General features: G+C 60.0%; 21 protein-coding genes. 12 read left to right on the top strand and 9 right to left on the bottom strand.

Translation table 11 applies throughout. The annotated features are described in order from the left end of the window. Positions 1 to 196: 196 nt before the first annotated feature. On the bottom strand, positions 197 to 931 hold the full coding sequence (locus HX818_RS18030) for a response regulator (protein WP_008435633.1): 735 nt from the start codon (positions 929 to 931) through the stop codon (positions 197 to 199). Between the two features lie 503 nt (positions 932 to 1,434). Between HX818_RS18030 and HX818_RS18025 the strand changes: the two genes are divergently transcribed. The 8 genes from HX818_RS18025 (at position 1,435) to HX818_RS17990 (ending at position 9,132) form a co-directional block, all read left to right on the top strand. After that, a complete protein-coding gene (locus tag HX818_RS18025; protein WP_003216348.1) occupies positions 1,435 to 2,064 on the top strand; it encodes a DUF1120 domain-containing protein in 630 nt (209 codons plus the stop codon). A 43-nt stretch (positions 2,065 to 2,107) separates the two neighbouring features. Further along, positions 2,108 to 2,725: a DUF1120 domain-containing protein gene (locus HX818_RS18020; protein WP_003216346.1), complete on the top strand. Its 618-nt coding sequence runs from the start codon at positions 2,108 to 2,110 to the stop codon at positions 2,723 to 2,725. 43 nt (positions 2,726 to 2,768) lie between these two features. Next, positions 2,769 to 3,398, top strand: a complete 630-nt coding sequence (locus tag HX818_RS18015) for a DUF1120 domain-containing protein (RefSeq protein ID WP_177020486.1) — start codon at positions 2,769 to 2,771, stop codon at positions 3,396 to 3,398. A 64-nt stretch (positions 3,399 to 3,462) separates the two neighbouring features. Then, positions 3,463 to 4,089 carry a DUF1120 domain-containing protein gene (locus HX818_RS18010; RefSeq protein WP_256344663.1) on the top strand — a complete coding sequence of 209 codons (627 nt, stop codon included), beginning with the start codon at positions 3,463 to 3,465 and terminating at the stop codon, positions 4,087 to 4,089. Positions 4,090 to 4,117: 28 nt separating this feature from the next. Continuing rightward, the gene (locus tag HX818_RS18005; RefSeq protein WP_008435638.1) at positions 4,118 to 4,816 is read left to right on the top strand and encodes a fimbria/pilus chaperone family protein; all 699 of its coding nucleotides are present in this window, start codon (positions 4,118 to 4,120) and stop codon (positions 4,814 to 4,816) included. Positions 4,817 to 4,957: 141 nt separating this feature from the next. Then, positions 4,958 to 7,327 carry a fimbria/pilus outer membrane usher protein gene (locus HX818_RS18000; RefSeq protein WP_177020519.1) on the top strand — a complete coding sequence of 790 codons (2,370 nt, stop codon included), beginning with the start codon at positions 4,958 to 4,960 and terminating at the stop codon, positions 7,325 to 7,327. Positions 7,328 to 7,338: 11 nt separating this feature from the next. Beyond that, positions 7,339 to 8,466, top strand: a complete 1,128-nt coding sequence (locus tag HX818_RS17995; RefSeq protein WP_177020484.1) for a DUF1120 domain-containing protein — start codon at positions 7,339 to 7,341, stop codon at positions 8,464 to 8,466. Between the two features lie 15 nt (positions 8,467 to 8,481). Then, entirely contained in the window at positions 8,482 to 9,132 is a 651-nt protein-coding gene (locus HX818_RS17990) for a DUF1120 domain-containing protein (protein WP_177020483.1), read from the top strand. On the opposite strand, the gene HX818_RS17985 is transcribed toward HX818_RS17990, so the two are convergent. Both HX818_RS17985 and HX818_RS17980 read right to left on the bottom strand, forming a co-directional pair. Beyond that, on the bottom strand, positions 9,129 to 10,409 hold the full coding sequence (locus HX818_RS17985; protein ID WP_177020482.1) for a CynX/NimT family MFS transporter: 1,281 nt from the start codon (positions 10,407 to 10,409) through the stop codon (positions 9,129 to 9,131). The genes HX818_RS17990 and HX818_RS17985 overlap by 4 nt on opposite strands. Then, the gene (locus HX818_RS17980) at positions 10,399 to 11,058 is read right to left on the bottom strand and encodes a FadR/GntR family transcriptional regulator (RefSeq protein WP_003216331.1); all 660 of its coding nucleotides are present in this window, start codon (positions 11,056 to 11,058) and stop codon (positions 10,399 to 10,401) included. Before HX818_RS17980 ends, HX818_RS17985 begins: the two co-directional genes overlap by 11 nt. Positions 11,059 to 11,217: 159 nt before the next feature. Here HX818_RS17980 and HX818_RS17975 point away from each other — a divergent pair, with 159 nt between their 5' ends. Together HX818_RS17975 and HX818_RS17970 are read left to right on the top strand one after the other, a co-directional pair. Beyond that, the gene (locus tag HX818_RS17975) at positions 11,218 to 11,529 is read left to right on the top strand and encodes a type II toxin-antitoxin system MqsR family toxin (RefSeq protein WP_003216329.1); all 312 of its coding nucleotides are present in this window, start codon (positions 11,218 to 11,220) and stop codon (positions 11,527 to 11,529) included. Next, on the top strand, positions 11,526 to 12,008 hold the full coding sequence (locus tag HX818_RS17970; RefSeq protein ID WP_003216327.1) for a type II toxin-antitoxin system MqsA family antitoxin: 483 nt from the start codon (positions 11,526 to 11,528) through the stop codon (positions 12,006 to 12,008). Before HX818_RS17975 ends, HX818_RS17970 begins: the two co-directional genes overlap by 4 nt. A 61-nt stretch (positions 12,009 to 12,069) precedes the next feature. On the opposite strand, the gene HX818_RS17965 is transcribed toward HX818_RS17970, so the two are convergent. The 4 genes from HX818_RS17965 to HX818_RS17950 form a co-directional block, all read right to left on the bottom strand. Then, complete coding sequence (locus HX818_RS17965) at positions 12,070 to 12,834, bottom strand: amino acid ABC transporter ATP-binding protein (RefSeq protein ID WP_003171943.1); 765 nt, start codon at positions 12,832 to 12,834, stop codon at positions 12,070 to 12,072. Positions 12,835 to 12,844: 10 nt separating this feature from the next. Further along, positions 12,845 to 13,942: an amino acid ABC transporter permease gene (locus tag HX818_RS17960; protein WP_003216325.1), complete on the bottom strand. Its 1,098-nt coding sequence runs from the start codon at positions 13,940 to 13,942 to the stop codon at positions 12,845 to 12,847. A gap of 10 nt (positions 13,943 to 13,952) precedes the next feature. Then, the gene (locus tag HX818_RS17955) at positions 13,953 to 15,134 is read right to left on the bottom strand and encodes an amino acid ABC transporter permease (protein ID WP_003216323.1); all 1,182 of its coding nucleotides are present in this window, start codon (positions 15,132 to 15,134) and stop codon (positions 13,953 to 13,955) included. A 72-nt stretch (positions 15,135 to 15,206) separates the two neighbouring features. Beyond that, on the bottom strand, positions 15,207 to 16,238 hold the full coding sequence (locus HX818_RS17950; protein WP_003216321.1) for an amino acid ABC transporter substrate-binding protein: 1,032 nt from the start codon (positions 16,236 to 16,238) through the stop codon (positions 15,207 to 15,209). Between the two features lie 347 nt (positions 16,239 to 16,585). On the opposite strand from HX818_RS17950, the gene HX818_RS17945 reads away from it, so the two are divergent. Beyond that, a complete protein-coding gene (locus tag HX818_RS17945) occupies positions 16,586 to 17,242 on the top strand; it encodes an alpha/beta hydrolase (RefSeq protein ID WP_003216319.1) in 657 nt (218 codons plus the stop codon). 96 nt (positions 17,243 to 17,338) lie between these two features. Continuing rightward, a complete protein-coding gene (gene rhlB / locus HX818_RS17940; protein WP_177020481.1) occupies positions 17,339 to 18,826 on the top strand; it encodes an ATP-dependent RNA helicase RhlB in 1,488 nt (495 codons plus the stop codon). Between the two features lie 9 nt (positions 18,827 to 18,835). Here the strand turns inward: rhlB and HX818_RS17935 are convergent, their stop codons facing one another. After that, positions 18,836 to 23,608: an RHS repeat domain-containing protein gene (locus HX818_RS17935; protein ID WP_177020480.1), complete on the bottom strand. Its 4,773-nt coding sequence runs from the start codon at positions 23,606 to 23,608 to the stop codon at positions 18,836 to 18,838. Positions 23,609 to 23,654: 46 nt separating this feature from the next. Then, positions 23,655 to 24,683: a hypothetical protein gene (locus tag HX818_RS17930; RefSeq protein ID WP_177020479.1), complete on the bottom strand. Its 1,029-nt coding sequence runs from the start codon at positions 24,681 to 24,683 to the stop codon at positions 23,655 to 23,657. Positions 24,684 to 24,785: the final 102 nt, after the last annotated feature.

Here is a 24,785-nt window from a genome sequence, read left to right as displayed (position 1 = left end):
ATCCATGAGTGATGGCAAATTGATTTGCGCAAAATAACCCTGTCCGTCCCGGGCAACAACCGCCCACCTGGGAGCGGTTTTCAATGGCGTCCCGTGTTCTTAAGCGGGTGATTTTTTACCTACAACAAAAAAGGAAACCACCTACAAACTAAGCCCACAGACAGAGGTAATACCCCCTACAGAATCGCGGAAAATGTCATAAATCTGTCAAATAGCGCAGATACACCAGCAGGTCCTGGTCGAACCGCTGCAATGCCCGCCTGTTGCACCGGATCCCGTGCTTGCGCACCTGTTCGATCAACTCCCCCGCACAGCGATCCAGCTCCGTCTCGCCAAAAAACGCCAGGCTTCCCGCCAGGCGATGCAGGCAGTCGACCAATGCATGCGGGTCGACGATGCGGCAAGCCTGTACCAGGCCTGCGTAATCAGCCTCGGCCTCGCGCACCAGGGTGCGCAACATCTGGTTCACCACCTGTTCATCACCAAATGTCCTGATCAGTTCGGCACGAGTCGGCCAGTGCGCCGCGGCGCAGGCTGTGGCAGGCGGGTTCGTACTGGCGCCCGGCGGCTGTGGCAGCCACTGCTCCAGCACCCCGCGCAATTGTTCCAGGGTCAGCGGTTTGAGCAGCCAGGCATCCATGCCGGCCTCAAGGCAGCGGCGCGCATCGTCCGCAGAGAGTTTGGCGGTCAAGGCAATGATCGGCACACGCGGGCGGCTGTGTACGGCCTCTCGCCGCCTGATCTCACGAGCCATGCTATAGCCATCCAGCACCGGCATGCGGCAATCGCTGATCACCAGGTCGAAATGCCGCAGGGCGATGGCGGTCAACGCGGCCTGCCCGTTGCACACCAGTTCGTGATCGACTTCGAATTTTTGCAGGAACCAGCCCATCAAGGCGCGATAGGCCTGATGGTCCTCGACGATCAGCACGCTCAGGTGCTTCCAGTGAACAGGAGGACTGCGCCATGGCACCGTTTGCTGCCTGGGGGCGTCGTCAGCAAACACGCTTGGCATCATGGCCACCTCGATATCGGCGCCGACCTGCCAGGGCCATCAGATGGCCCTGGCATATCGTCTAGTGAGGGTGCGCTTGACGGTGATCCTTAACCCATCCGCCTGGCACCCATTACCGAATCAAGCTATCCACATGAATACCACTCTTGCGATACAAGAACTACGAAAAGACAGTTTTTCCTACAGCACCGCCCACCTATTCCGACTTGACGCAGGCGAGCTAGAGGGATAGCGGATTGTCGTAATTCTTGTATTTCCCCTCCTCTCCCCCGGCGCTAAATTGCGCCCCACCCCAAGAGGGCAACCCGCCAACTCACCTGGCGGCCAACTATCCGAACTGACCCGACGCCCAACCGCGCCTCTTTCTGCGCTGCGGTGACGCGCACCCGTCAGTTGACCCAACACCGAGACAACAGACCATGAACAAGCACCTGATCGCCGTCGCCAGCGCCCTGCTGATCACTGGCACCGCCCCCGCCTTCGCCGCCAGCACCGTGGACCTGACGGTCAAGGGCATCATCACCCCGAACGCCTGCACTCCAAGCCTGTCCGACGGCGGCGTCATCGACCACGGCAAAATGTCGGCCAAGGACTTGAATGCCACCCAGATCACACCGTTGCCACATTTCAATTTGCAAATGACCGTGACCTGCGATGCGCCGGTCATCTTCGCCCTCAAGACCACCGATAACCGCATGGGCTCTGGAACCGGCACCGCTTTTGGGCTGGGTTTTATCAACGGCACGCAAAAGCTGGGCTCCTATCGCTTGACCCTCGGTACCTTCGCTAACCCACCCCAGGCTGACGGCGAGACCGTGCAAGCCATCGGGTCCTTCGACAATGGCGTCACTTGGGAGCGTTGGAACAGCTTTGAAACCGGCACCTATCTCTCGGTCGCCACTCTGGCGGACCCCAGCACCCCGCGTGCCACCCAACAACTGGTCACTCCCGTGGCCTACAGCGGCTACATCAACCGCGCCGACAGCCTGGACCTGAGCAACGAAGTCAATATCGACGGCTCGGCCACCATCGAAGTGATGTACCTCTAAACCCTTACGTCATCGACTCTGCAACCAAAGGTGCCGCTCGCCCATGAATTCCTCATCCGCTGTCTTTCTCGCCACTTTGCTGCTGGCCCCCTCCGTGCTGGCCGCCAGCAGTACCGACTTCGCCGTCACGGGCACCATCACGCCCAATGCCTGTGAACCCATGCTCTCCAGCGGAGGTGTCGTGGATTACGGAAAGATGGCAGCCAAGGAACTCAGTGCGGATCGCCCCACTTCACTGCCTTGGCAAACCATGCAGCTGGAAATCCTGTGTGACGCGCCGATGTTCATTGCGCTGAGCACCATCGATAACCGTTCAGGTACTGCGGCGATCAACCAGAACTGGCACGGCCTGGGCACGACGGCCAACGAAGAAAAGCTCGGCAGCGCCGGCTTCGGCCTTTACAACGCAGTGGCCGATGGCCTCGCCGCCAAAACCATTACCTCGTCCGATGGCGGGGCCACCTGGAGCCCGTCGGTGTTCCTCGGCCATAGCTTGATTACGGCCATCGCCGCGGCCGGTAACAGCGTGACGCCGATCGCCGTGATGCGCTTCAACGCCGACCTGCGGGTGTACACCATGGTCGACGGCACCGACCGCCTGACCGTGCTCGACGAAGTGCCGCTGGACGGCCATGCCACCGTACAACTGAAGTACCTGTAACCCTTTATTCAACCGGCCCCACTCGAAAGGAAAGGTGTGCCCCATGAAACCTACGCTCAATGCCCTGGCCACCGCGCTGCTGATCAGCACCAGCGCCTCTGCCCTGGCGGCGTCAACCGTCGACCTGACCGTCAAAGGGGTGATTACCCCCAACGCCTGCACGCCCAGCCTGTCCGGTACCGGCGTGATCGACTACGGCAAGATTTCCGCCAAGGACCTGAACCTGACGACCCTGACGCAGTTGCCAACAGCCACACTGCAACTGACCATCACCTGCGAGGGCAGCACCCTGTTTGCGATCAAGGGCACAGACAACCGCGCAGGCTCCAGCAGCACGTTAAACGGGTATGGCCTGGGCCTGATCAACGGCACGCAGAAGCTGGGCGGTTATTACCTGACCCTGCAAAACGCGGTCGCCGATAGCGTTAACACCAACGTCCTGGAGTCATCGGATAACGGCACCACTTGGCATGACCTGGACGATACCGCGCTGCTGCCCACCTCACTGGCCGGCTTCGGTGACCGATCAAGCGGCACCTGGGTGCCCATTGCGATCGAGCAAGTAACCACCGACTTGCTCGTCTACGGTCATATCGCCCGGGCCGACAGCCTGGACCTGAGCGATGAACACCCCATCGACGGCTCCGCCACGTTCGAAGTGAAGTACCTGTAAACCCGCGGCCTCGCCGTTCGCGGCGAGGCGCCTTACTTGCACCGAACACATTGAAGACCGAATGATGAACAGAACCCTACGCCTGTACGCGGCGCTGTTATTGCTCAACACCGGCTCTAGCGTGTTTGCCAGCACCGCCACCGAAATGACCCTCTCGGGCCTGGTCACCCCCAGTTCCTGCACCATCGCGCTCTCCGGCAGCGGCGTCATCGACCACGGCAGCATCCCTGCACATACCCTCAATCAGGAGGCGCCCACCCCGTTGCCCAGCCAATGGCTGGACGTGGAGATCCACTGCAGCGGCCCCTTGTTGTTTGCCCTCATCGGCATGGACAGCCGCGAAGATTCGTCTGCCGCACCGGACACCGCCTACGGCCTGGGGAAAAACCCCAACGCCCCCACGGAACACCTGGGCACCGTCGGCCTGGCGTTCGAAGCCGCGCTGGGGGACGGTCAGGCCATGCAGTCACTGGTGTCAAACCCCGGAGCCGGCCTCTGGTTCCCCCAACCAGCCATCCACCCCAAGACCCTGATGGGCTTTGCCCGTCCCGGCCGACCGTTTCCGGAACCCATCGTCACCCTGACTACCCGGATCCGCGCACAGACCACCATCCACCCGGCGAACCGTCTGACCCTCAGGCAAGACGTTCCCCTCGATGGCTCACTGGTCCTGGATTTGCGTTACCTCTAAGCCCTGTGATCATTTTAGGAACTGCGTCATGAAGACCTATCCAACCTTGCTGGCCCTGGGCTGGCTGCTGAGCACCCAGGCGTTTGCCGACGGCATGGTGCCCGACACCTCGGTGGTGATCGTCAACGAGGCCGACGGCGAAGCTTCGGTGTCGGTGACCAACACCGACGGCAAACTGGCCCTGCTGCACGTCACCCTGGAAGACATTCCGGAAGACACCGAATCGCTGCTGTTCGTCACCCCGCCCCTGTCCCGGGTCGAGGCCGACAAAAGCCAGCTGGTGCGCTTTATCCTGCGCAACCCCACGCCCCTGAAAACCCAACGCCTGAAGCGGGTGATCTTCGAAGGCATGCCCAAGGACCGTGACGCCGCCCAGGCTGGCCATGCGCGGGTGGGCGTGACCGTGCGCCAGAACCTGCCGGTGATCATTCATCCCAAGGGCCTGGCGCCGAACCGCACACCCTGGACCGGGCTGACCTGGTCGTTGAACGCCGGTCACCTGAACGTCGCCAACCCCACGCCTTACGTGGTGCGCCTGGCCCAGGAGCTGCAACTGCTGCCCGGCAAGCAGAGCCTGGTGCTGCCGCGCACTTATGTGTTGCCCGGCGAAACCCTGCGGCTCAGCACGCCCCACACCGCCACGGCCGTACGCCTGCAACCGGCCACCGTGTACGGCTTTGCCGTCGCCGCCTATGAAGCACCGATAACCGCCGCAAACGCTGAATAACGAAGTGACGGCCCTGTGACTGTCACCGGGAAGCCCGCCAACCGTTGCAGGCTTCCATAACCTGAGTGCCTTTACGTGAACACAGTAACCACTGACCCGGCTGGCGAAGCCGTGCCCGACTGTCCTTTACGCCCCGCCCGGATGCGGGCCGCGCTGCCACTGACCATGGCGTTGCTGTCGGCCGATGCCTGGGCCGACGCCTTCGACGCGCAAACCCTGCACCAGCGCGGTATCGACCCGGAACTGGCCTACCTGTTGCTGGACGCACCGCGCTACACCAGCGGCCGCCACGCCGTGAGCCTGACGGTGAACGGCCAGCGCCGTGGCCGCCTCGATGTTCAGTTCGACAGCCAGGGTGCGCTGTGCTTTGACCGCCCGCTGCTGGACGCCGCCGACCTGGTGATACCGGCCCCGCTGGCCGACAGCCGCTGCCATGACTTCCTCGGCGAATACCCGCAAACCGTGGTGGAGCAAGACCCCGCCAGCCTGAGCGTGAGCCTGATGGTGCCCACCGATGCCCTGCGCCCGCGCCAACGTGAGCTGTCCGGTTATGAAACCGGAGGGTTCGCCGGCTTGCTCAACTACGATCTCACCGGTTTGTACAACCGTTATGGCGACGACACCAACCGCTTCGGCTCGGCCAATACCGAAGTGGGGTTCAACGCGGGCGACTGGATCGTGCGCAGCCGCCAGGTGCAGACCTGGCAGGATTCCAGGTCTCGCAGCACTCACCTGGAAGCCTATGCCCAGCGCACCTTCGCCGAGCAGCAGGCAGTGTTGCAGGCCGGGCAGATCAACCTCTACAACCCGGTAGTGTCATCGGCGCAGATCACCGGCATGCAACTGTTTACCGAACAGGCCCTGCAGGACCAGGAACAGGGCTCGACCATCAGCGGCATCGCCAACAGCCCGGCCCAGGTGGAGGTGCGCCAGAACGGCGCGCTGATTCACTCCACGGTGGTGCCGGCCGGGCCGTTCTCGCTGACCGACGTGAGGCGCCTGAACACACGCTCCGACGTTGAAGTGACGGTCAAGGAAAGCACCGGCGAAGAGCGACGCTTCACCGTGCCGGCGGCGATGCTCGGCATCGGCTTGCCAGCCCCGGGTTACTCGTTGGGGGCGGGCCGGGTGCGCAATATCGGCGATACGCGCGGCGACGATCCGTGGGTGATCAGTGGCGGCTGGAGCGGCGCCTTGAACCCGCGCCTGAGCCTGGGAGCCGGCGCGCTTGCCGCCGAAGACTACCGTGCCACGGGTGCCAGCCTCGGCCTGTTGCCGTGGCCAGACGGCCAGGTACAACTGTCGACCCAGATTGCCGATGCCCAACGCCTGGGTGAACGCGGCGTACAGACCGACCTGAGCCTGTCCCAGCGCCTGGGCCGGCAATGGTCGATCACCGCCGGCGCCTCCCACCGCACCATGGGCTACCGGGAGCTGGAAGACGCCGCCTACTACGACTCACGGGACGACGAAGGTCGCCTCACCCGCTATCGCGACCAGCAGAGCCTGGCCCTGGGCTGGGCCCATCCATGGCTGGGCGCCTTCAATGCCGGCCTGTCGCGCACCACCACGTTCAACGGCGAAAACAGCAGCCGTGCCCTGGCCTCATGGGGCACCAGCGTGCGCGGCGTGTCGCTGTCGGCCAGTGCCGAGTGGCAGGTCAGCGGCCGGCAGAATAACGAGAACGCGGTGTACCTGAACCTGAGCGTGCCACTGGGTGAGAACCGGCGTGGGCGCTCCTGGGTGCGCAACTCCGGTGGCGAGCATCGCATCGGCCTGGGGGTGAACGAGCAGGTCAACGATCAACTCAGTTACCGGGTCAGTGCCGAGCACGACAGCCGCGACCAACAAGTGGAATCCACCCTCGGCGTGTCCTATCTGCCGCGCTATGCACAACTGGACATGAACTACAGCCGCTCTGACGCCGAGCGCTCCAGCTACCAGGGCGGTGTGCGCGGTGCGGTGGTGGCCCACAGCGGTGGCGTGACCTTCTCGCCTTATCCGGTGCGCGACACCTTTGCGCTGGTATCTGTCGGCGATATGGCCGGGGTCAAGCTCACCACGCCCAGCGGCCCGGTATGGACCGACTTCCAGGGCCAGGCCGTGGTCCCGCAGGTGTCCGCCTACGGGCGCAGCCCCGTGGAAGTGCAAACCCAGTCGCTGCCGCGCAACGCCGATATCAGCAACGGCCTGGCCGTCATCAGCGCCGGGCGCGGCGCGGTGGATCGCGTGGAATTCGGCGTGGCCCTGACCCGTCGTGCCTTGCTCACAGTGACCACCGACCACGGCACGCCGCTGCCCCGTGGCGCCACGGTGAGTACCGTCGATGGCGAGTTCGTGACCCTGGTGCAGGAAGGCAGCCAGGTGTTCCTGCCGAACGTGCTGGACCCACGTCCCCTGTGGGTCAAGGCACCGGGCATGAGCCGCTGTGAACTGCAGGTTGAACTCGCGGAAAAAGCCGACCCGCAGGTGTATTTCGAAACCGCCCCGGCCCGCTGTGTGACGCCATGAGGAAGACTGTGATGAAGCGATTGTTACTGCTGGGATTGGCCCTGGGCGCCATCGTCCAGAGCCGGGCGCACGCCGACGAATGCCAACTGACCCTAAGCCAGTCGCGCCTGGATTTCGGCGTGATGAACCGCGCCGTGCAGCGCAACCCCGGCGCAGAAATCCTGCTGGGAGAACGCCGCCTGAGCCTCAACCTGAACTGCCCGACACCCACCGATATGCACGTGTTCTACCGGGCCCTGGCCGCGACCGCCGAGCGCTACCGCTTTACCGAGCGTGGCAGCTACCGCGTGCACATCAGCGATGCGGTACTCGACGGCCAGGCGGTTGAACTGGGGTTGACCGGTGGGCAAGGCCAGGCGCCCAGCGCCAGGGGCAGGACGCTCGACTGGCGACCCGACCAGGCCATCGTGCCGTTGCGCGACGGCGCGCCGACCACCGGCAGCAGCTTCTCGGCACAACTGCAGGTCAATGCCTGGGCACAGGCCGACGCCACACAAGTGCGTGACGCGGTGACCTGGGAAGCCACCGGGCTGATCGACGCCGTCGCCACCGGCCGCGCCCGGGAGCTGTCGCTGCAAGCAGGTTTCGCCCCGGCGGCCTGCGAAACCACGCTGTCCAACGGCGGCATCATCGACTTTGGCCGTATGTGGGCCAAGAGCCTGAACGCCGAGAAGGAAACCGGCCTGGCCTCCCGCAGCCTGCTGCTGAGTATCGGCTGCGACGGTCCGACTCACTTTGCCTTGCGCATGCACGACAACCGTAGAGGCTCGGCCACCGGCGGCACCGATGAAACCGCCTACGGCCTGGGCGTCGATGACAGCCGCAATAAGATCGGCCGCTACTTTCTTTACTTCGACCCTTTCGACCTGCGCGCCGACGCCCTGCCCCAGGTGTACCGCACCGACTCCACCACTGGCGGCGTGGCCTGGAGCAGTTCCAACGCTTACCCCATTCCCATCGGCAGCAGCAGTTTGCTCGGCTTTACCGCTCTACCCGGCAGCAATGCCGGCCCCACCGCGATCCAGAACCTGAGTGGGCAGATCAGCGTGCGCGCCGTCCTGTCCCCCATGAACAGCCTGGACCTGCGTACGGAAGTACTGCTCGACGGTTCCGGCACGATTGAAATCATCTACCTCTGATCAAGGAGTATGGTCATGCACCTACGCCAGCGTTCTCTCGCAACACTTGCCCTGCTGACCCTCAGCAGCGGTGCCACGGCAGCCTCCAGTGTTGAACTCGGCATCACCGGCTTGCTCACTCCCAGCGCCTGTACACCGGCGCTGTCGAGCAACGGGCTGATCGACTACGGCAAGATTTCCCAACAGGAGTTGAACATTGATCGCGGCAAACGCCTGCCGGTGCGCTACCTGAGCGTGACCATCAACTGCGAGGCAGCGACTCGCTACGCCCTGCGCATGAGCGACAACCGCGACGGCACCGCCAACGTCAACAGCGAAATCTACTACGGGCTGGGCCTGGACCCGAGTGGCAACAAGATCGGGCTGTACTCCCTGACCTTTGACCCCAAGCAGACGGTGATCGACGGCCTGCCTGAGGTTTACGGCACCGAGTCCACCAGCGGCGGGATCGCCTGGCGCACCGCCAACAGCAACCCGATCGACATCGGTTCGCGCAGCTTTCTCGGCTTTACCGACACCGTCGGCAGCACCAGCGGGCCGACGGCCTTCCAGACGCTGAGCAGCTTGGTCAGGGTCGATACGGTGATCGCTGCCAAGAACAATCTCGACCTCAGCAGCGACGTGCATATTGATGGTTCCAGCACCATGGAAGTGCTGTACCTCTAGACTTTTTCGCTGGTCACAGCGACATACCGCGCACGCCCGGCGCCCAGTCCCGCGATGATCGCGCCCAGGCCGATCACCGCGAAAATCCAGCCGGTGGCGTTCCAGCCACCGGTCCAGTCATGCACCAGCCCGACCGCGAACGGCCCCATGGACGCCAGGGTGTAGCCGATGCCCTGGGCCATGCTCGACAGGTTGGCGGCTACATGGGCGTCCCGTGAACGCAGCACGATCAAGGTCAGCGCCAGGCTGAAAGTGCCACCCTGGCCCAGGCCCAGCAGAATCGCCCAGCCCCACAAGCCGTCCAACGGTGCATACAGGCAACCGAACAGGCCGCCCAGGGTCAGCACCATCACCACCACGATGGCCAGGCGCTGGTCCTTGCCGCGGGTGGCCAGCCAGGGCGCAGCCAGGGAACTGGCCAGTTGCACAATCACCGAACCGGAAAGCACCAGGCCCGCCTGGGTGGCGCTCAGGCCACGGCCGATCAGGATCGACGGCAGCCAGCCAAACACAATGTACGCCAGGGAGGATTGCAGGCCCATGTACAGGGTCACCTGCCAGGCCAGCGGATCACGCAACAAGCCCTTCACGCGATAGGCCACCTGGTGCGCGCCGTGTTTCTGGCCGACCTGTGGCAACCAGAACAACGCCGCGACCAACGCCGGGAGAATCCAGAACCCCAGGCCGATGTTCCAGCTGTCGCCGAAGTAATGACTCAGGGGCACCGTGGATCCCGCCGCCAGCGCTGCACCCAGGCACAGGGCCATGGTGTACACGCCGGTCATGGTGCCGGCCTGTTTGGCGAAATCGCGCTTGACGATACCGGGCAACAGCACCCCGATGATGCCGATACTCGCGCCCGCCAGCAGGCTGCCGGCGAACAGCCCGGCCTCACCGAATGAACTGCGCAGGATGATGCCGCCGGCCAGGGTCAGCAGAATGCCCAGCACCACCCGCTCAGCGCCAAAACGCCGGGCCAGGATCGGAGCCAACGGTGCGAACAGGCCCAGGCACAACACGGGCAGCGTCGTCAGCAGCCCAGCCTTGGCCGCCGAGAGCCCCAGGCTATGGGAGACCTCAGCGAGCAGCGGCGCCATGCTCGACAACGCCGGGCGCAGGTTCAGCGCCACCAGGATCAGGCCCAACAGCAACAACCACGGACGGCTCACCACCGGCGGGCTGTGCTGGACCTCATCGTCATCGGCTTCGGCGTCGATCAGCAGTTCTTCAAGGGCGTTTTCTGAACGGGGCATGGGGATCTCGGATTCAAGGTTCATTGATCAACTGCCGGGAAAGCGCCTTGGCACGTTCCGGGTCCTGTTGTTCCACGGCATCGAGCAAGGCGCCGTGCAGGTCGAATACCGCTTGCCGACGCGGCTGGATGTTCAGGGTCTGGCGCAGTTGCGCGCCGACGATGCTCGAGAAGTACTGATACAGCTCGCTCAAGGCCGGGTTGTGGGCCGCGTCCACCAGGCGTTTGTGGAACACCAGGTCGCAGCTGATGTAGTGCTCAAGATCACCGTGGTAATGGTCGCCGCTGGCGTTGAGGGCCGCGCGCAAAGCGACCAGGTCTTCATCGGTGCGGCGCAACGCGGCCAAGCCGACTGCCTCGACTTCAAGAATCTGCCGCGTCTCCTGCGCCTGAGCCAGGGTGCAGTGGGACAAGGCTTTCATCGCGCCCAGCGGGTCGGTCATGGAGCGCAAATAGCTGCCGTCGCCCTGGCGGATCTCGATCAACCCGGAGAATGCCAATACGCGCATGGCTTCACGCACGGTGTTGCGGCTGATCCCCAACTCGGCAGACAACTCGGGCTCGGTGGGCAGGCGTTCGCCGATGGCCCATACGCCTTGGGTGATGCGCTGGCGCAACTGTTCGAGGGCTTGATCGACGAGGGAGCGTTTGATCAGGGGGGCGATGTCTGTCATGGGTTTCGTCCTTTCATCCAATCATAGGATGAATTTTCCCACAGCCTATTCGGAGTTGCCTACAAAGGCAACGCACTAGGGTTCTTGGGCAGGCAAAGGAGCAGTATTTTCGATTGGTAAAATTACCCTCAGAGGGTAATTATTGGGCTCAGGTGTCTTATGGAAAAGTACACACCTCATTACGATTTGGCGGTGATAAAGGCGGATGTCAGGCGGCTTGGAAAGCAAGCATTTACTCAAAGCGCACGCCGTTGCGGCGAGGATCTTGATTTAAGCATCGAACAAATGCAGGCGGTCATTTTCGAGTTGAAAAACACGATGCTGTACAAGTCGATGACCACTCATGACGACCATCGAGTTTGGCAAGATGTGTATCACATTCACTCACATGATCTGGAGATCTACATCAAGGTGACCTACCGCACGGATGGTAAACCTCCGGTGATCTCCTTCAAGGAGAAAAACCCATGAAAACAGAGCAATGCTTCAGCTGCGGCAGGCATGACGGAATGCATCACTTCTCAGGACGTAGCGAAACATCGGAAGTCAAAGGTTTGCATCGCCGTATAGACGATCTGTCTGGATGGGAGTGCCAGGCATGTGGAGAGGTGATCCTGGACCCCGAAGACGCGGAACGCTATTCAGACCACTGCGATGAAATCGTTCACAGTTTCAGGCAGATGGTCGGCACCGAGATGAAGCGCATACGCCGCAAACTGCACCTTTCACAAAAAGAAACGGTACAACTGCTATCGGGTGGTGGCCACAACGCCTTATCTCGTTACGAGCGCGGTGAGGTATTGCCCCCCAAATCCCTGGTAGTCCTGATGCGTTTGCTTGAGCGTCACCCCCACTTGCTGGTCGAAGCAAAAATCCTGAGTGAAGGCGCAGATCTTCGCAATTCCGTGCATACGGTACATAAAGAGCACGAGACCCTGACGACAACTTGATTGATGGCAAAAATAAACCCGGCACCAGGCCGGGTTTATTGTTTCAAGCATTACCCATGGATCAATGCAGAATCTGGCTCAAGAACAACTTGGTCCGATCATTCTGCGGGTTGTCGAAGAAGTCATTCGGCGCCGCCTGTTCAACGATCTCGCCCTTGTCCATGAAGATCACGCGGTTGGCCACGGTGCGCGCAAAGCCCATTTCGTGGGTCACGCAGAGCATGGTCATGCCGTCTTCCGCCAGGCCGATCATGGTGTCCAGTACCTCTTTCACCATTTCCGGATCGAGCGCCGAGGTCGGCTCATCGAACAGCATGATTTTCGGCTTCATGCACAGCGCACGGGCAATCGCCACGCGCTGTTGCTGGCCGCCGGACAACTGCCCCGGAAACTTGTGGGCCTGTTCCGGAATACGCACGCGCTCAAGGTAGTGCATGGCAATTTCTTCAGCCTTGCGCTTGGGCATCTTGCGTACCCACATCGGGGCCAGCGTGCAGTTCTGCAGGATGGTCAGGTGCGGGAACAGGTTGAAGTGCTGGAACACCATGCCGACTTCGCGGCGGATCGCTTCGATCTGCTTGAGGTCGTTGGTCAGTTCCACGCCATCGACCACGATGCGGCCCTGCTGGTGCTCTTCCAGGCGGTTGAGGCAGCGGATGGTGGTGGACTTGCCGGAACCCGACGGGCCGCACAGCACGATACGCTCGCCCTGCTTGACGTTCAGGTTGATGTCTTTCAACACGTGGAACTGGCCGTACCACTTGTTGACGCCCTGCATCTGAATAATGCCTTCAGGGCTCACAGGCTGTTTGATCGCTTCACTCATCACAACACTCCTAACGCTTGTGGCCTGTGTCCAGCTTGTGTTCCAAATGAATGGAATAGCGGGACATACCAAAACAGAAAATCCAGAACACCAGGGCGGCGAACACGTAGCCTTCAGTGGCCATGCCCAACCATTTCGGGTCGGCGGCGGCTTGCTTGACGCTGTTGAGCAGGTCGAACAGGCCGATGATGATCACCAGGCTAGTGTCCTTGAACAACGCGATAAACGTGTTGACGATCCCCGGGATCACCATCTTCAGTGCCTGGGGCAAAATCACCAGGCCCATGCTGCGCCAGTAACCCAGGCCCATCGCGGCCGCAGCCTCGTATTGGCCCTTGGGAATCGCCTGCAAGCCACCCCGCACCACTTCGGCTACATAGGCCGACTGGAACAGGATCACGCCGATCAAGGCCCGCAGCAATTTGTCGATGCCCATGCCTTCCGGCAGGAACAGCGGCAACATTACCGACGACATGAACAACACCGTGATCAACGGTACGCCGCGCCAGAACTCGATGAAGGTCACGCAGACCACACGAATCGCCGGCATGTTCGAACGCCGACCCAACGCCAGCACAATGCCCAGCGGCAAGGCCCCGGCAATGCCGACGGTGGCGATCACCAGGGTCAGCATCAAGCCGCCCCACTGGCTGGTGGCCACGTTGGTCATGCCGAAGATCCCGCCGTGCAGCAGGAAGTAGGCAACGATCGGGTACACCACCAAAAAGCTCAGGCCGTAGACCGCCTTGCGCGTGAAGCGCGAGATGAACAACGGCGCCACACCCACGATGGCCAGCCACACGGTCAGGTCGACGCGCCAGCGCAGGTCGCCGGGGTAGTAGCCGTACATGAACTGCCCGAAGCGCTGTTGGATAAACACCCAGCAGGCGCCCTCCTTGGTGCAGTCGGCGCGGGTGGTACCGACCCAGTTTGCATCGAGGATCGCCCAGTGCAGGATCGGCGGCACGACCAGGTAGATCAGGTAGAACGCCAGCAATGTCAGCAGGGTGTTGAGCCAGCTGGAAAACAGGTTGGCGCGCATCCATGCCATCGGCCCGAACACTTTGTTCGGTGGCGGCATATCAGGTTTGAAAGTATGCGTACTCATGCAGGTTTCCTCACCGCTCGATCAGCGCAATGCGCTTGTTGTACCAGTTCATCAGCAGGGAAATGCTGATGCTGATCGCCAGGTACACGCTCATGGTGATGGCAATAACCTCGATGGCCTGGCCGGTCTGGTTGAGCACCGTGCCGGCAAACAGCGAAACCATTTCCGGGTAACCGATACCGGCGGCCAGTGACGAGTTTTTCGCCAGGTTCAGGTATTGGCTGGTCAGCGGCGGAATGATCACGCGCAGGGCTTGCGGGATGATCACCTTGCGCAGGGTCGGACCGTTGCGCAGCCCGAGGGAACGCGCCGCTTCGGTCTGGCCGTGGCTGACGGACTTGATGCCTGAACGCACGATCTCGGCGATAAACGCCGCGGTATACACGGTCAGGGCCAGGGTCAGCGCCAGCAACTCGGGAATCAGCACCCAGCCGCCGACGAAGTTGAAGCCTTGCAGCTTGGGCATTTCCCAGTGCAGTGGCGCGCCAAAAACCAGTGCGCACAGTGCCGGGATCACCACCAACAGCGCCAGGCCGGCCCAGAATTTATGGAACGGAACACCGGTGGCTTCAAAGCGTTTGTTGGCCCAACGGGCCATCAACACAATGGCGATGATCGCCACCACCACGCTGATCACAAACGGCCAGAAACCCTCCGCCATCAACGCGGCGGGCATGTTCAGGCCACGGCTGCTGACAAAGAACGTGTCGCCGAAGTTGTGGCTGTTGCGCGGCCCCGGCATCGTCAGGAATACCGCGAAGTACCAGAACAGGATTTGCAGCAGCGGCGGAATGTTGCGGAACACTTCCACATACACCGTGGCCAGCTTGTTGATCATCCAGTTGGGCGACAAGCGCGCCACACCGATGATGAACCCGAGGATGGTCGCCAGGACCACACCGATCACCGTCACCAGCAGGGTGTTGAGCAGACCGATCACAAAGACCCGGGCATAGCTGTCCGATTCGGTGTAGTCGATCAGGTGCTGAGCGATGCCGAAGCCGGCACTGCGCTCAAGAAAGTCGAAACCCGAGGTAATGCCCCGGTGTTGAAGGTTGGTTTGCGTGTTGTTGAACAGGTACCAGCCCAACGAGACCACCGCCACAATCGTGATGATCTGGAATAGCCACGCACGCACTTTTGGATCACTGAAGCTGAGCTTCTGTTTTGGTGCGCCGATTTGATTTTGCATTAAGTGCCCCAGAAATAATGGAACAGAACATCACCCGGCGGTTGGCCCACCGGGTGATAGAACCATCAGCGATCAGCGCACAGGTGGTGCGTATTGAATGCCACCGTTGGTCCACAGAGCGTTCAGGCCACGATCGATTTCCAGAGGCGTGCTCTTGCCGAGGTTTTTCTCGAACACTTCGCCGTAGTTACCGACCTGCTTGACGATCTGTACGACCCAGTCTTTCTTCACTTTCAGGTCTTTGCCGTATTCGCCGTCAGCACCCAGCAGACGGGCAACGTCCGGGTTCTTGGTGGACTTGGCTTCAGCTTCGACGTTTTTGGAGGTGATACCGGCTTCTTCGGCGTTGAGCATGGCGTAGCCAACCCAGCGCACGATGGCCAGCCACTCGTCGTCGCCGTTACGCACGACAGGGCCCAGTGGTTCTTTGGAAATGGTTTCCGGCAATACCACGTAGTCTTTCGGCGAAGCCAGCTTGCTGCGCTGTGCGTAGAGCTGGGACTTGTCGGAGGTCAGTACGTCGCAACGACCGGATTCCAGCGACTTGGCGCTTTCATCGGAGGTGTCGAACGTGATCGGGGTGTACTTCAGGTTGTTGGCGCGGAAGTAGTCGGAAACGTTCAGCTCAGTGGTGGTACCGGCCTGGATGCAGATGGTTGCACCGTCCAGTTCCTTGGCACTTTTCACGCCCAGCTTGTTGTTCACCAGGAAACCAACACCGTCGTAGTAGGTGATGAAGCCCGGGAATTTCAGGCCCATGCCGGCATCGCGGGAGCTGGTCATGGTGGTGTTGCGCGACAGGATGTCGACTTCGCCAGACTGAAGCGCGGTGAAACGCTCCTTGGCATTCAACTGGCTGAATTTGACCTTGGTTGCGTCGCCGAATACGGCAGCGGCAACAGCACGGCACACGTCAGCGTCGATCCCGAGGATCTTGCCGCTGGCGTCCGGCACCGAGAAGCCCGGCAGACCGTCGCTCACGCCACACTGCACAAAGCCTTTCTTCTGTACGGCATCCAGAGTGGCGCCAGCCTGGGCGAAACCACTGACACCCAGTACGGTAGCCGCGGTCACGATGGCCAGGGTGGATTTCAATACCTTCATTCAAACCTCCAGTTTTGCTCTTGTTGTGTCGGAGCTCGAACCCCACCGCACCCTTATGAGGCGACATCGACCCGTGTTGGCTTTTTTTGGGGTCAAACAGCATGAGGTTTTTGCTTTAAGTCCAGTTGCTATCCCACAGGCGCCAGTCACTGATAGTGTTACCGCCTGGGGTGAGCCTTGACATCGGGTTTCACGTAGCAAGCCCCGTACCAGACTGATGGCTGAGTCGTTTCAGCCCATGGTCAAGAGCAAAAGATTCAACCTTGCGACATTCTCTTAACAGATCAACCCGTCGCGCACCGTTCCGACGCACTCAATCGGAGCGCACGCACATTTATGGAGCAGACATGACCGAACCCTTGATTCTTCAGCCCGCCAAGCCCGCAGACGCCTGCGTAATCTGGTTGCATGGCCTGGGTGCCGATCGCTACGACTTCCTGCCCGTGGCCGAAGCCCTGCAGGAAAAACTCCTGTCGACGCGCTTTGTCCTGCCCCAGGCGCCGACACGCCCGGTGACCATCAATGGCGGCTACGAGATGCCGAGCTGGTACGACATCAAGGCCATGAGCCCGGCGCGTTCCATCAGTGTTGAAGAGCTGGAAGCCTCGGCAAAAATGGTTACCGACCTGATCAAGGAACAAAAAAGCAGCGGGATAGACGCCTCGCGGATTTTCCTCGCCGGTTTTTCCCAGGGTGGCGCCGTGGTGTTCCACACCGCGTTCCTGAAATGGCAGGGCGCCTTGGGTGGCGTGATCGCCCTTTCCACCTACGCTCCCACTTTCGGTGACGAACTCGAATTGTCGGCGAGCCAGCAACGGATTCCGGCGCTGTGCCTGCACGGCCAATACGACGACGTGGTGCAGAACGCCATGGGTCGCAGCGCCTATGAGCATTTGAAGTCGCGCGGTGTCACCGTCGCATGGCAGGAATACCCAATGGGCCACGAAGTGTTACCCCAGGAGATACACGATATCGGTGACTGGTTGGCCGCCCGCCTGGGCTGAAAACCACCCATTGTGTAGCCGCATGACCAACGCACTACGCCGCGCCCGATTCTTGCATTACACTGGCCGGCGTACATTCCTTAACCAATTGATGAGATGACCGTGCTCAAAGCACTCAAGAAGATGTTCGGTAAAAGCGAGGCTGAGCAGCTCGCGCCAGGTTCCAGTGCCCCCGCCCACGTTCAAGGCAGCCGCAATGACGGCCAGCAGCCTGGCCGGACCGCACCTGTAGCCTCGCCAAAAAAAGAGCCGGTGACCACACCCGCCACGGTTAACGTCGCTGAAGAGCCAGCCGCCGACCAACCACGCCAGGAGCCACGCCAGGAAAAGCCGCGCCGTGAACGCGCGCCCAAACCTGTGGTTATTCCCTGGAAACTGGAAGACTTCGTTGTCGAACCCCAGGAAGGCAAAACCCGCTTTCATGATTTCAAGCTCGCCCCGGAACTGATGCACGCCATCCAGGACCTGGGTTTCCCGTACTGCACGCCGATCCAGGCGCAAGTATTGGGCTTCACCCTCGCCGGCAAAGACGCCATCGGTCGCGCCCAGACCGGTACCGGCAAGACCGCTGCGTTCCTGATCTCGATCATTACGCAGTTGTTGCAGACCCCACCGCCAAAAGAGCGCTACATGGGTGAACCCCGCGCACTGATCATCGCCCCGACCCGGGAGCTGGTGGTACAGATCGCCAAGGACGCCGCCGACCTGACCAAGTACACCGGCCTCAACGTGATGACGTTTGTTGGCGGGATGGACTTCGACAAGCAGCTCAAGCATCTGGAAGCGCGCCACTGCGACATCCTGGTGGCCACCCCGGGGCGCTTGCTGGACTTCAACCAGCGCGGCGACGTGCACCTGGACATGGTCGAAGTGATGGTGCTGGACGAAGCCGACCGCATGCTCGACATGGGTTTCATCCCACAAGTGCGTCAGATCATTCGCCAGACCCCGTCGAAGAACGAGCGCCAGACCCTGCTGTTCTCCGCGACCTTCACCGAAGACGTGATGAACCTCGCCAAGCAGTGGACCACCGACCCGTCCATCGTCGAGATCGAGGCACTCAACGTCGCCAGCGAGAACGTCGAACAGCATATCTATGCCGTGGCCGGTGCCGACAAATACAAGCTGCTCTACAACCTGGTCAACGACAACGGTTGGGAGCGGGTCATGGTGTTTGCCAACCGCAAGGACGAAGTGCGACGCATCGAAGAACGCCTGGTGCGTGATGGCGTGAATGCAGCGCAACTGTCCGGCGACGTGCCGCAGCACAAGCGCATCAAGACCCTGGAAGGTTTCCGCGAAGGTAAGATTCGCGTGCTGGTGGCCACCGACGTGGCCGGGCGCGGGATTCACATCGACGGCATCAGCCACGTAATCAACTTCACCCTTCCGGAAGTGCCGGACGACTACGTGCACCGGATTGGCCGTACCGGCCGTGCCGGTGCTGCGGGCGTGTCCATCAGCTTTGCCGGTGAAGACGATTCGTACCAGTTGCCGTCAATCGAAACCTTGCTGGGCCGCAAGATCAGCTGCGAAACGCCGCCGACGCATCTGTTGCGTCCGGTGGAACGCAAGCGCCCTTAAGCCAAAGGCTCAGGCCGAATTCCATTCGGCCAGGATCGGTTGGCGAACACGCGAGGCCTCCTGCGAAAAGGCCTCATGGAAAGTGAAGCTGCTGCCCGACATATCGACAAGGCGATGGGCCTGAGGCTGGGGTTGCGGCTGCCCCAGTGGCTGCTGCAAGTTCTCGGCATCGCCCCCGATAGGCGCTGCCGGCTGGCGCTTTCTGATCCGACCGTCGACCGAGCGGTACAGATTGACCACGCGCAAGCCAAAACGCGTCACCCCCCAGGCTTGGCTTGGCAGCGTAATGTCATTGAAGAACTTGTAAGAAGCACCGGTCAGCAACTTGCCAGCGGTCTGCAATCCGGCCCTTGTTTGGGAACTCAATAGACTGAAGCTTCGGACCGCCGGGCTTGCGGCGACTTCAACCGCCCGGGAAGCGCCCGTCGCCGCTATGCCTGCGCCCCCTAAACTGGCCGCGACACCCACCGCTGCAAAGGTCAGCGATGCCCAGTTCAGGACGTTGATTTGACTGGAGCGATCCCAGCCCATCTGATTGTCGACCGCCTCAACGCTCAGTGCGGCAATCCCCAACGTCCCACCTACCGAGGCCGCGCCTGAGGCTACCAACAGCGCGCTCTTGCCGGCAATGGTCAGTGCAGCGGCTTGAGCGCCGATGGCAGCGAGCAAGCCCGCAGTTGCAAGCCCAGCGGTGACCACCGACATGCCCAGTGCAACACCGGTCAGTGCCCACCTGGCCCATGTTGGAAAACTGAAGAGGCCGCTGGGGTCCGACCAATTCACCGGGTCACCGCCACAATAGGCGTAGCTGTTGATCCCGCCCTCGTCAAAAGGACTGAGGGGATCAGGAGAGAGAAACACCATGAGTTCGGGATCATAGGCACGGCGCCCATTACCCAGGTGATAGAGGTTGACCGGTACGTCCAGCCGCTCGCCGTTGTAGGCGGGCAATTGCATTTCCATCATCGTGGGCGACACGTCATCCCGCAACTCGATCCTGGCGTCACCGTAGGGTGCGTAATGCCGGCGCACCTGGTCCGTGATCGGTGCCACCACACCGCGGACGCTGCCAGCGCCGTCAAGAACCAGTAGTTTCTGGTAATTACCACTATCTCGGTAGGCCACCACCTGGTCACCGTCGCGCACGTAACGTGCCCGCATGCTGACCTGCGCCAGCGTGTCGAGCCGATCCCCGGCATAGGCCAGCATCACGGGAGCTTCGTTGCCTCGCGCAGCAAGCACCTGGCGTGCTTCGCCGTCGTACTGGTAGCTGTACTTGTCTGTGGCGGTCTGTACAGCAGTGAGCTGGTCAAAACCGTTGTACGTGAAACCGCGACCGAAGGTGCCCTGTTGCAAATTACCGGCGGCGTCATAGCTCAGGGTCAGGTTTCGTACCGGGTTTGTATGGGTCAGGTGCGTCAGGCAGGCAGGGTCCTTACCCTGGAAAAACCGCTCGCTGCGGTCGCTACTGCCATCGATAAACGTTGTCCGCACTTCAGTCATATTATCGAGACCGTCATAACTGAAACGCTGTTCCTTGATCGCCCGATCCAATTTATCCATCGGGTATTGCGTGCCCTCGCACACATAGGATTTGAGTCGCGAATAACCATCGTAAGTGAACGTCTCGCCCGTGACCACGGCGTCATTCGCGTCTTTCAACGTGCGAGTGGCCAGCAGGCCATCGTCGTAATAGGTGCTGACAATGTTCTGCAGTAGCGCACCGTCCTGTTCCAGCTTGCGTTCCGACTCACGCCCCCATGCGTCAAAGGTCACCGAGTCGGTAAGACGCATTTGATAATTGAGGGTTCGCGCCGAAAGGCGGCCCAGACTATCGTAAGTCCGGATCATGCGGACGAAACCGGTGGAGGTCTGTTGGAGGCGTCCGAACTGGTCATATACGAGGTCACTGTGCTGCCCATCCGCCGCGGAGTGCCGCAACAGCCGCCCACCCGGCGAATAACTCGTCAGGCTAGTCAAGGGCTGGCTGCCCAGCGTCTGGACTTCCTTGGCGAGATAGCCGTTCTCGTCGTAACTCATCTCATGCTTGAGCCCGGCGGTGAGTGATTGTCGCATCGCTCCACTGATGGGGTCGTACTCAAGGTCTATCGGTGCATGCCCTGCCATCTTGACGCTCGTTAATGTCTCCAGCTCAGGATCATGACCGTACTCTTGACGATCACCGCGCGGCGAAGTCACCGCCACTGGCGCAACCTGGTTGGGCTTGTACTCCCAGGTCGTGGCTGTTGCGTTGCCACGCGCTTGGGAAATGACGCGGCCCAGGCTGTCGTATTCACGCGTGCCAAGCAGCTTGCTGTCTACGGTGAGGGTGCGCACCATTGGCTCGCTGGTGCCAAGCGCATACGTCGTCAACCGCTCACGGGGCGGCGTTCCGTCGGATGGGGTTTCCAGGCTGCGCACCACACGATCAAAAATGTCATAGGTGTATTCAGTCTTGGTCTTCCTGGCATCGATGCGCTCCGTGCAGCGGCCCAGCCCGTCATAAGTACGGGTTTCCACCACAATGCGCGCACCGCCAACGCTCACCCGCTCAACCCGTGCCGGTTGATTGTGTTCGTTGAACCAGGTTTCCAGTTGCGCGTCACCTTGCACCCCCGTCACCCGGCGGTTGAGGAGCGGGTCATATTCATCGATCAATACCCGACCATCGGGTTGAGTTACCGTCCACGGGTTGCCCCAAATGTTATAGGCGTGGCTGGTTTTCAATGTACGCGGCCCATCACCCAGATAATCCAGACGGGTTTGCTTCACGAGCCGCCCGAGTGCGTCGTACGCCCAGGAACCCAGAAGCCTGTCATTGTCCGCGATGCCATCAAGCGATTGCGCAGCAGAGAGCTGGCGTCCCATGCCATCGAAATACGTGAAGAGCACGGTGCCTTGTGCATCCGTGGTGACCAAATGGGCCATCTTGGCCCCGGCCGAAAAGTGATAGGCATAACGACGTCGGGCCATCTGGGGCTTGCCTGGCGCGGCGGTTTCCGATGTCAGCCGCCCACTGACATCGTACGTCATCGCCAGGCTGCCGACGGCATCACGTGTCATGTCGAGCAGACGCTGATTGGTCAGTGACCACGTGCGCGCGGACTCGAGCCATTGACCAGGCTCACGCCCCTTCAAGCTCCGGACTTCGGTGATCGAGTCGCCATTGAAGGTGCAGGTGAAATCGGAGACCAGAGAGAGCTTGTCGATCGTCGTCGTGGAGCTTTTCAAGCGACCATGCAGGGCGGGGTTGGCGGCCACAGAATGATAGGTATAAGACGTATGGGTGCCCCCTTCAAGGTTGATGGCAAGCGGCATGACGAAGTAGCCGCCCCCCGTTATCGAGACGTCGGTGTGGGAATGTTCAGTGGTCCGAGCCGCAGTGGTCGATCTGGCCGGGAAAAGCTTTTCCAGCTTCAGGTAACGTTGAAAGAGTCCATGGGGGTCGGCAGGGCATCTTCGGGGCTCGCCGGTCACCGGGTAATAAGTGTATTCGGTGCGTACGCCGGAGGCCTCGGTGCGGCTTAGTTCGTTGCCGAAGTCATCGGTGGTGATACTGACCACTTCCGCCCTTGGGGGTTTGCCACCCTGGGGATACAGCTCAAAGGTCTTGGTGATGCGGCTCGGAAGTTGGAGATTGGCGGGCTGATTTGGAAACTGGACGCCCCGAACTTCATTGTAGACAGTCTCGGTTTTGACCTGGCTGCCATTGGCTAGCATTAATTCCTCAGTCAACAGGTGAAAACGATTATAAGTGGCGCGGGTAGACCGCAGGGGCTTGCCATTATTATCAACGTAAGTTTCTTCCGCCCAATAAGCGTACTCGCTATCCACCCGATACAAATTATCCTGGCCCTGGCGAAATCCGCCATTAAGAGGATATCCCGTGAAGTTACGGTTGGGACTGTAGTTATAAGAGCGGACGACTGAGGGCTGCCCGCGTCCGGGGTTTTGCTCCCAGTAGGTGACGACCGGAATATACAAACGGGCATCGTATTGATGCCCATTTGAGTTATACCGAATTATCTCCTGCCCCCCCATGGGTGTCATAACCTGCGAAATAGCTACCATTGCATCAGGCAACCTGAGGTACTGAAACGAATAGGCCTCACTTGCGACTGGCCCGGCCAAGTCATAAGGAACCGTGACCTTGGTCAGTTGATTGTCGATATGAGTATATTCAAATCGCGTACGGGCATAACGATTACCATCAATTAGTGTATCGGCGGTTACCAGCGATCCGGCGGAATACTTCAACATCAACAGGTCAGTTTCTTTATCGTCAACAATGCTCTGCAATAAGTTATTACCGCCATACCGGAAGCTCAGCCGCTCGCCATTTTCGAACTGGATAGCACTGATCTTATAGGGACCGGAAATGCTGAGGGGACGCAGGATTTCGACAGTGCCATCCTTGTAAATTACGTGCAGCGTATTTTGCGCAACCCGTTTTATGGTGAGGTCCTTCAACTTATGGTCGGTAATAACAGCATTGTCCCCTACGGAGGGCAGCCCTTGGGTTAGATATTGTTCACCGTTGAGTAGCGTAAGCTTGAAGCTGTTCGGGTCAAATTCGGTATTCGACAAGCTCCAGCCTTTACCGTAGCCACTGTTGCGGGTATCCATCATCGAGAACGCCAAGGCAATCTCTCGACTGACCTCTAACGGCCCTTTTGGGCTCAAGACTGCCAAACGAATCAGACACCCATACTGCCCGGTACGCAGGTCAACCGAACCGCCGAGGTGGGCACTGAAATTAAACGCGTTCGAATAGATGTCCATAGGTCCACCGCTTCGCACTTGGAGAGGGGATGAAATGCCTGGAACGTCAGGGTTTTGAAGTGGCGCGCAGCACCATCACATTGTAATTGTCGTCATGGGTCAGGTAATAGTGATGCGAGCAGCCATAACTATCGACCAATGTCCAAATACTGGACCCTTGTTGATCGGTGTTGGGGTTATGCAACCAGGCCCTGACTCGCGCAGCACGCATGATGGTATTGCGTTTGTTCGCAGGAATTGGGTCATTTCCCCCTGAGGATTTTTTCAGCAGGCTATTCATTGTAATGTTTTCAACAGTATTACCCCGTATGACACCGCCGATCTGTCTAATACCACGCCCAATATCCCAAGTGTAGTAAATATCAAAGTGATCCCCCTGAACAGATGGATCCTCTAATATTACGGGACAAGTCGGAGGTATATTCTCGACAAATTTCAACCCAAGGGGTGGCGTCCAATAATAAATATCCACATCCACATTCGACGCTGAAAAAGCGTTGGTATCAGCCCAATGATCGAGCCGTTCAGCGGACAATGTATAGGGTTCTTGGGATCTTACAGTGACAGATGATTGATAATTAATATTATCTCTCAGCATATTAGTTGTGTACGTTTTATTACCCACCGTAATTCTTGCCATAAATTTCTGACTACCCGCTGATGTCTGATCACACCTCAGGTAACGCTTCACATTTTCGAGCGGACCAATACCGGGTATCGGCTGAATAATAGGGTTCGAATGGACAGTAGTCGTGCTGGGCGCCTCAAGTAACCCCGACCACCGCCCCATGTGAAACTCATTCCTTTTTGTATCACAATACCATCCGTCTGGCATTGTCGCTGCTGGGTTTGTGGAATACTCAACCACCGTGGCGCTTTCAAGCTCCTTCTCCTCAAACTTTTCCAGCTCCCATATACCATCAGCGTTTCTCCTCTCCTTCTGGACAATTATATCGACTTGGCATTGCTGTTTGCCACCCAGATACACTTCACTACTAACTACATTGCCACCGCCAGGGCTAGGAAATTCAATATCAAACGTTTTTAAACGAACATTCGGATCTTCCGCTTTCATTTCCTTCTCCTTATCCAACATAGAGAACAGTTATCATCAACGCCACATCTTGTACCGGCCTGATGCAAGTAAGCGCTTTATAGAAGGGACCGCCTACTGTTA

The organism is Pseudomonas sp. F9001, from assembly GCF_013385435.1.
In the GTDB taxonomy this organism is placed as follows: Bacteria; Pseudomonadota; Gammaproteobacteria; order Pseudomonadales; family Pseudomonadaceae; genus Aquipseudomonas.
This window is presented reverse-complemented; position numbering and strand designations above follow the sequence as displayed.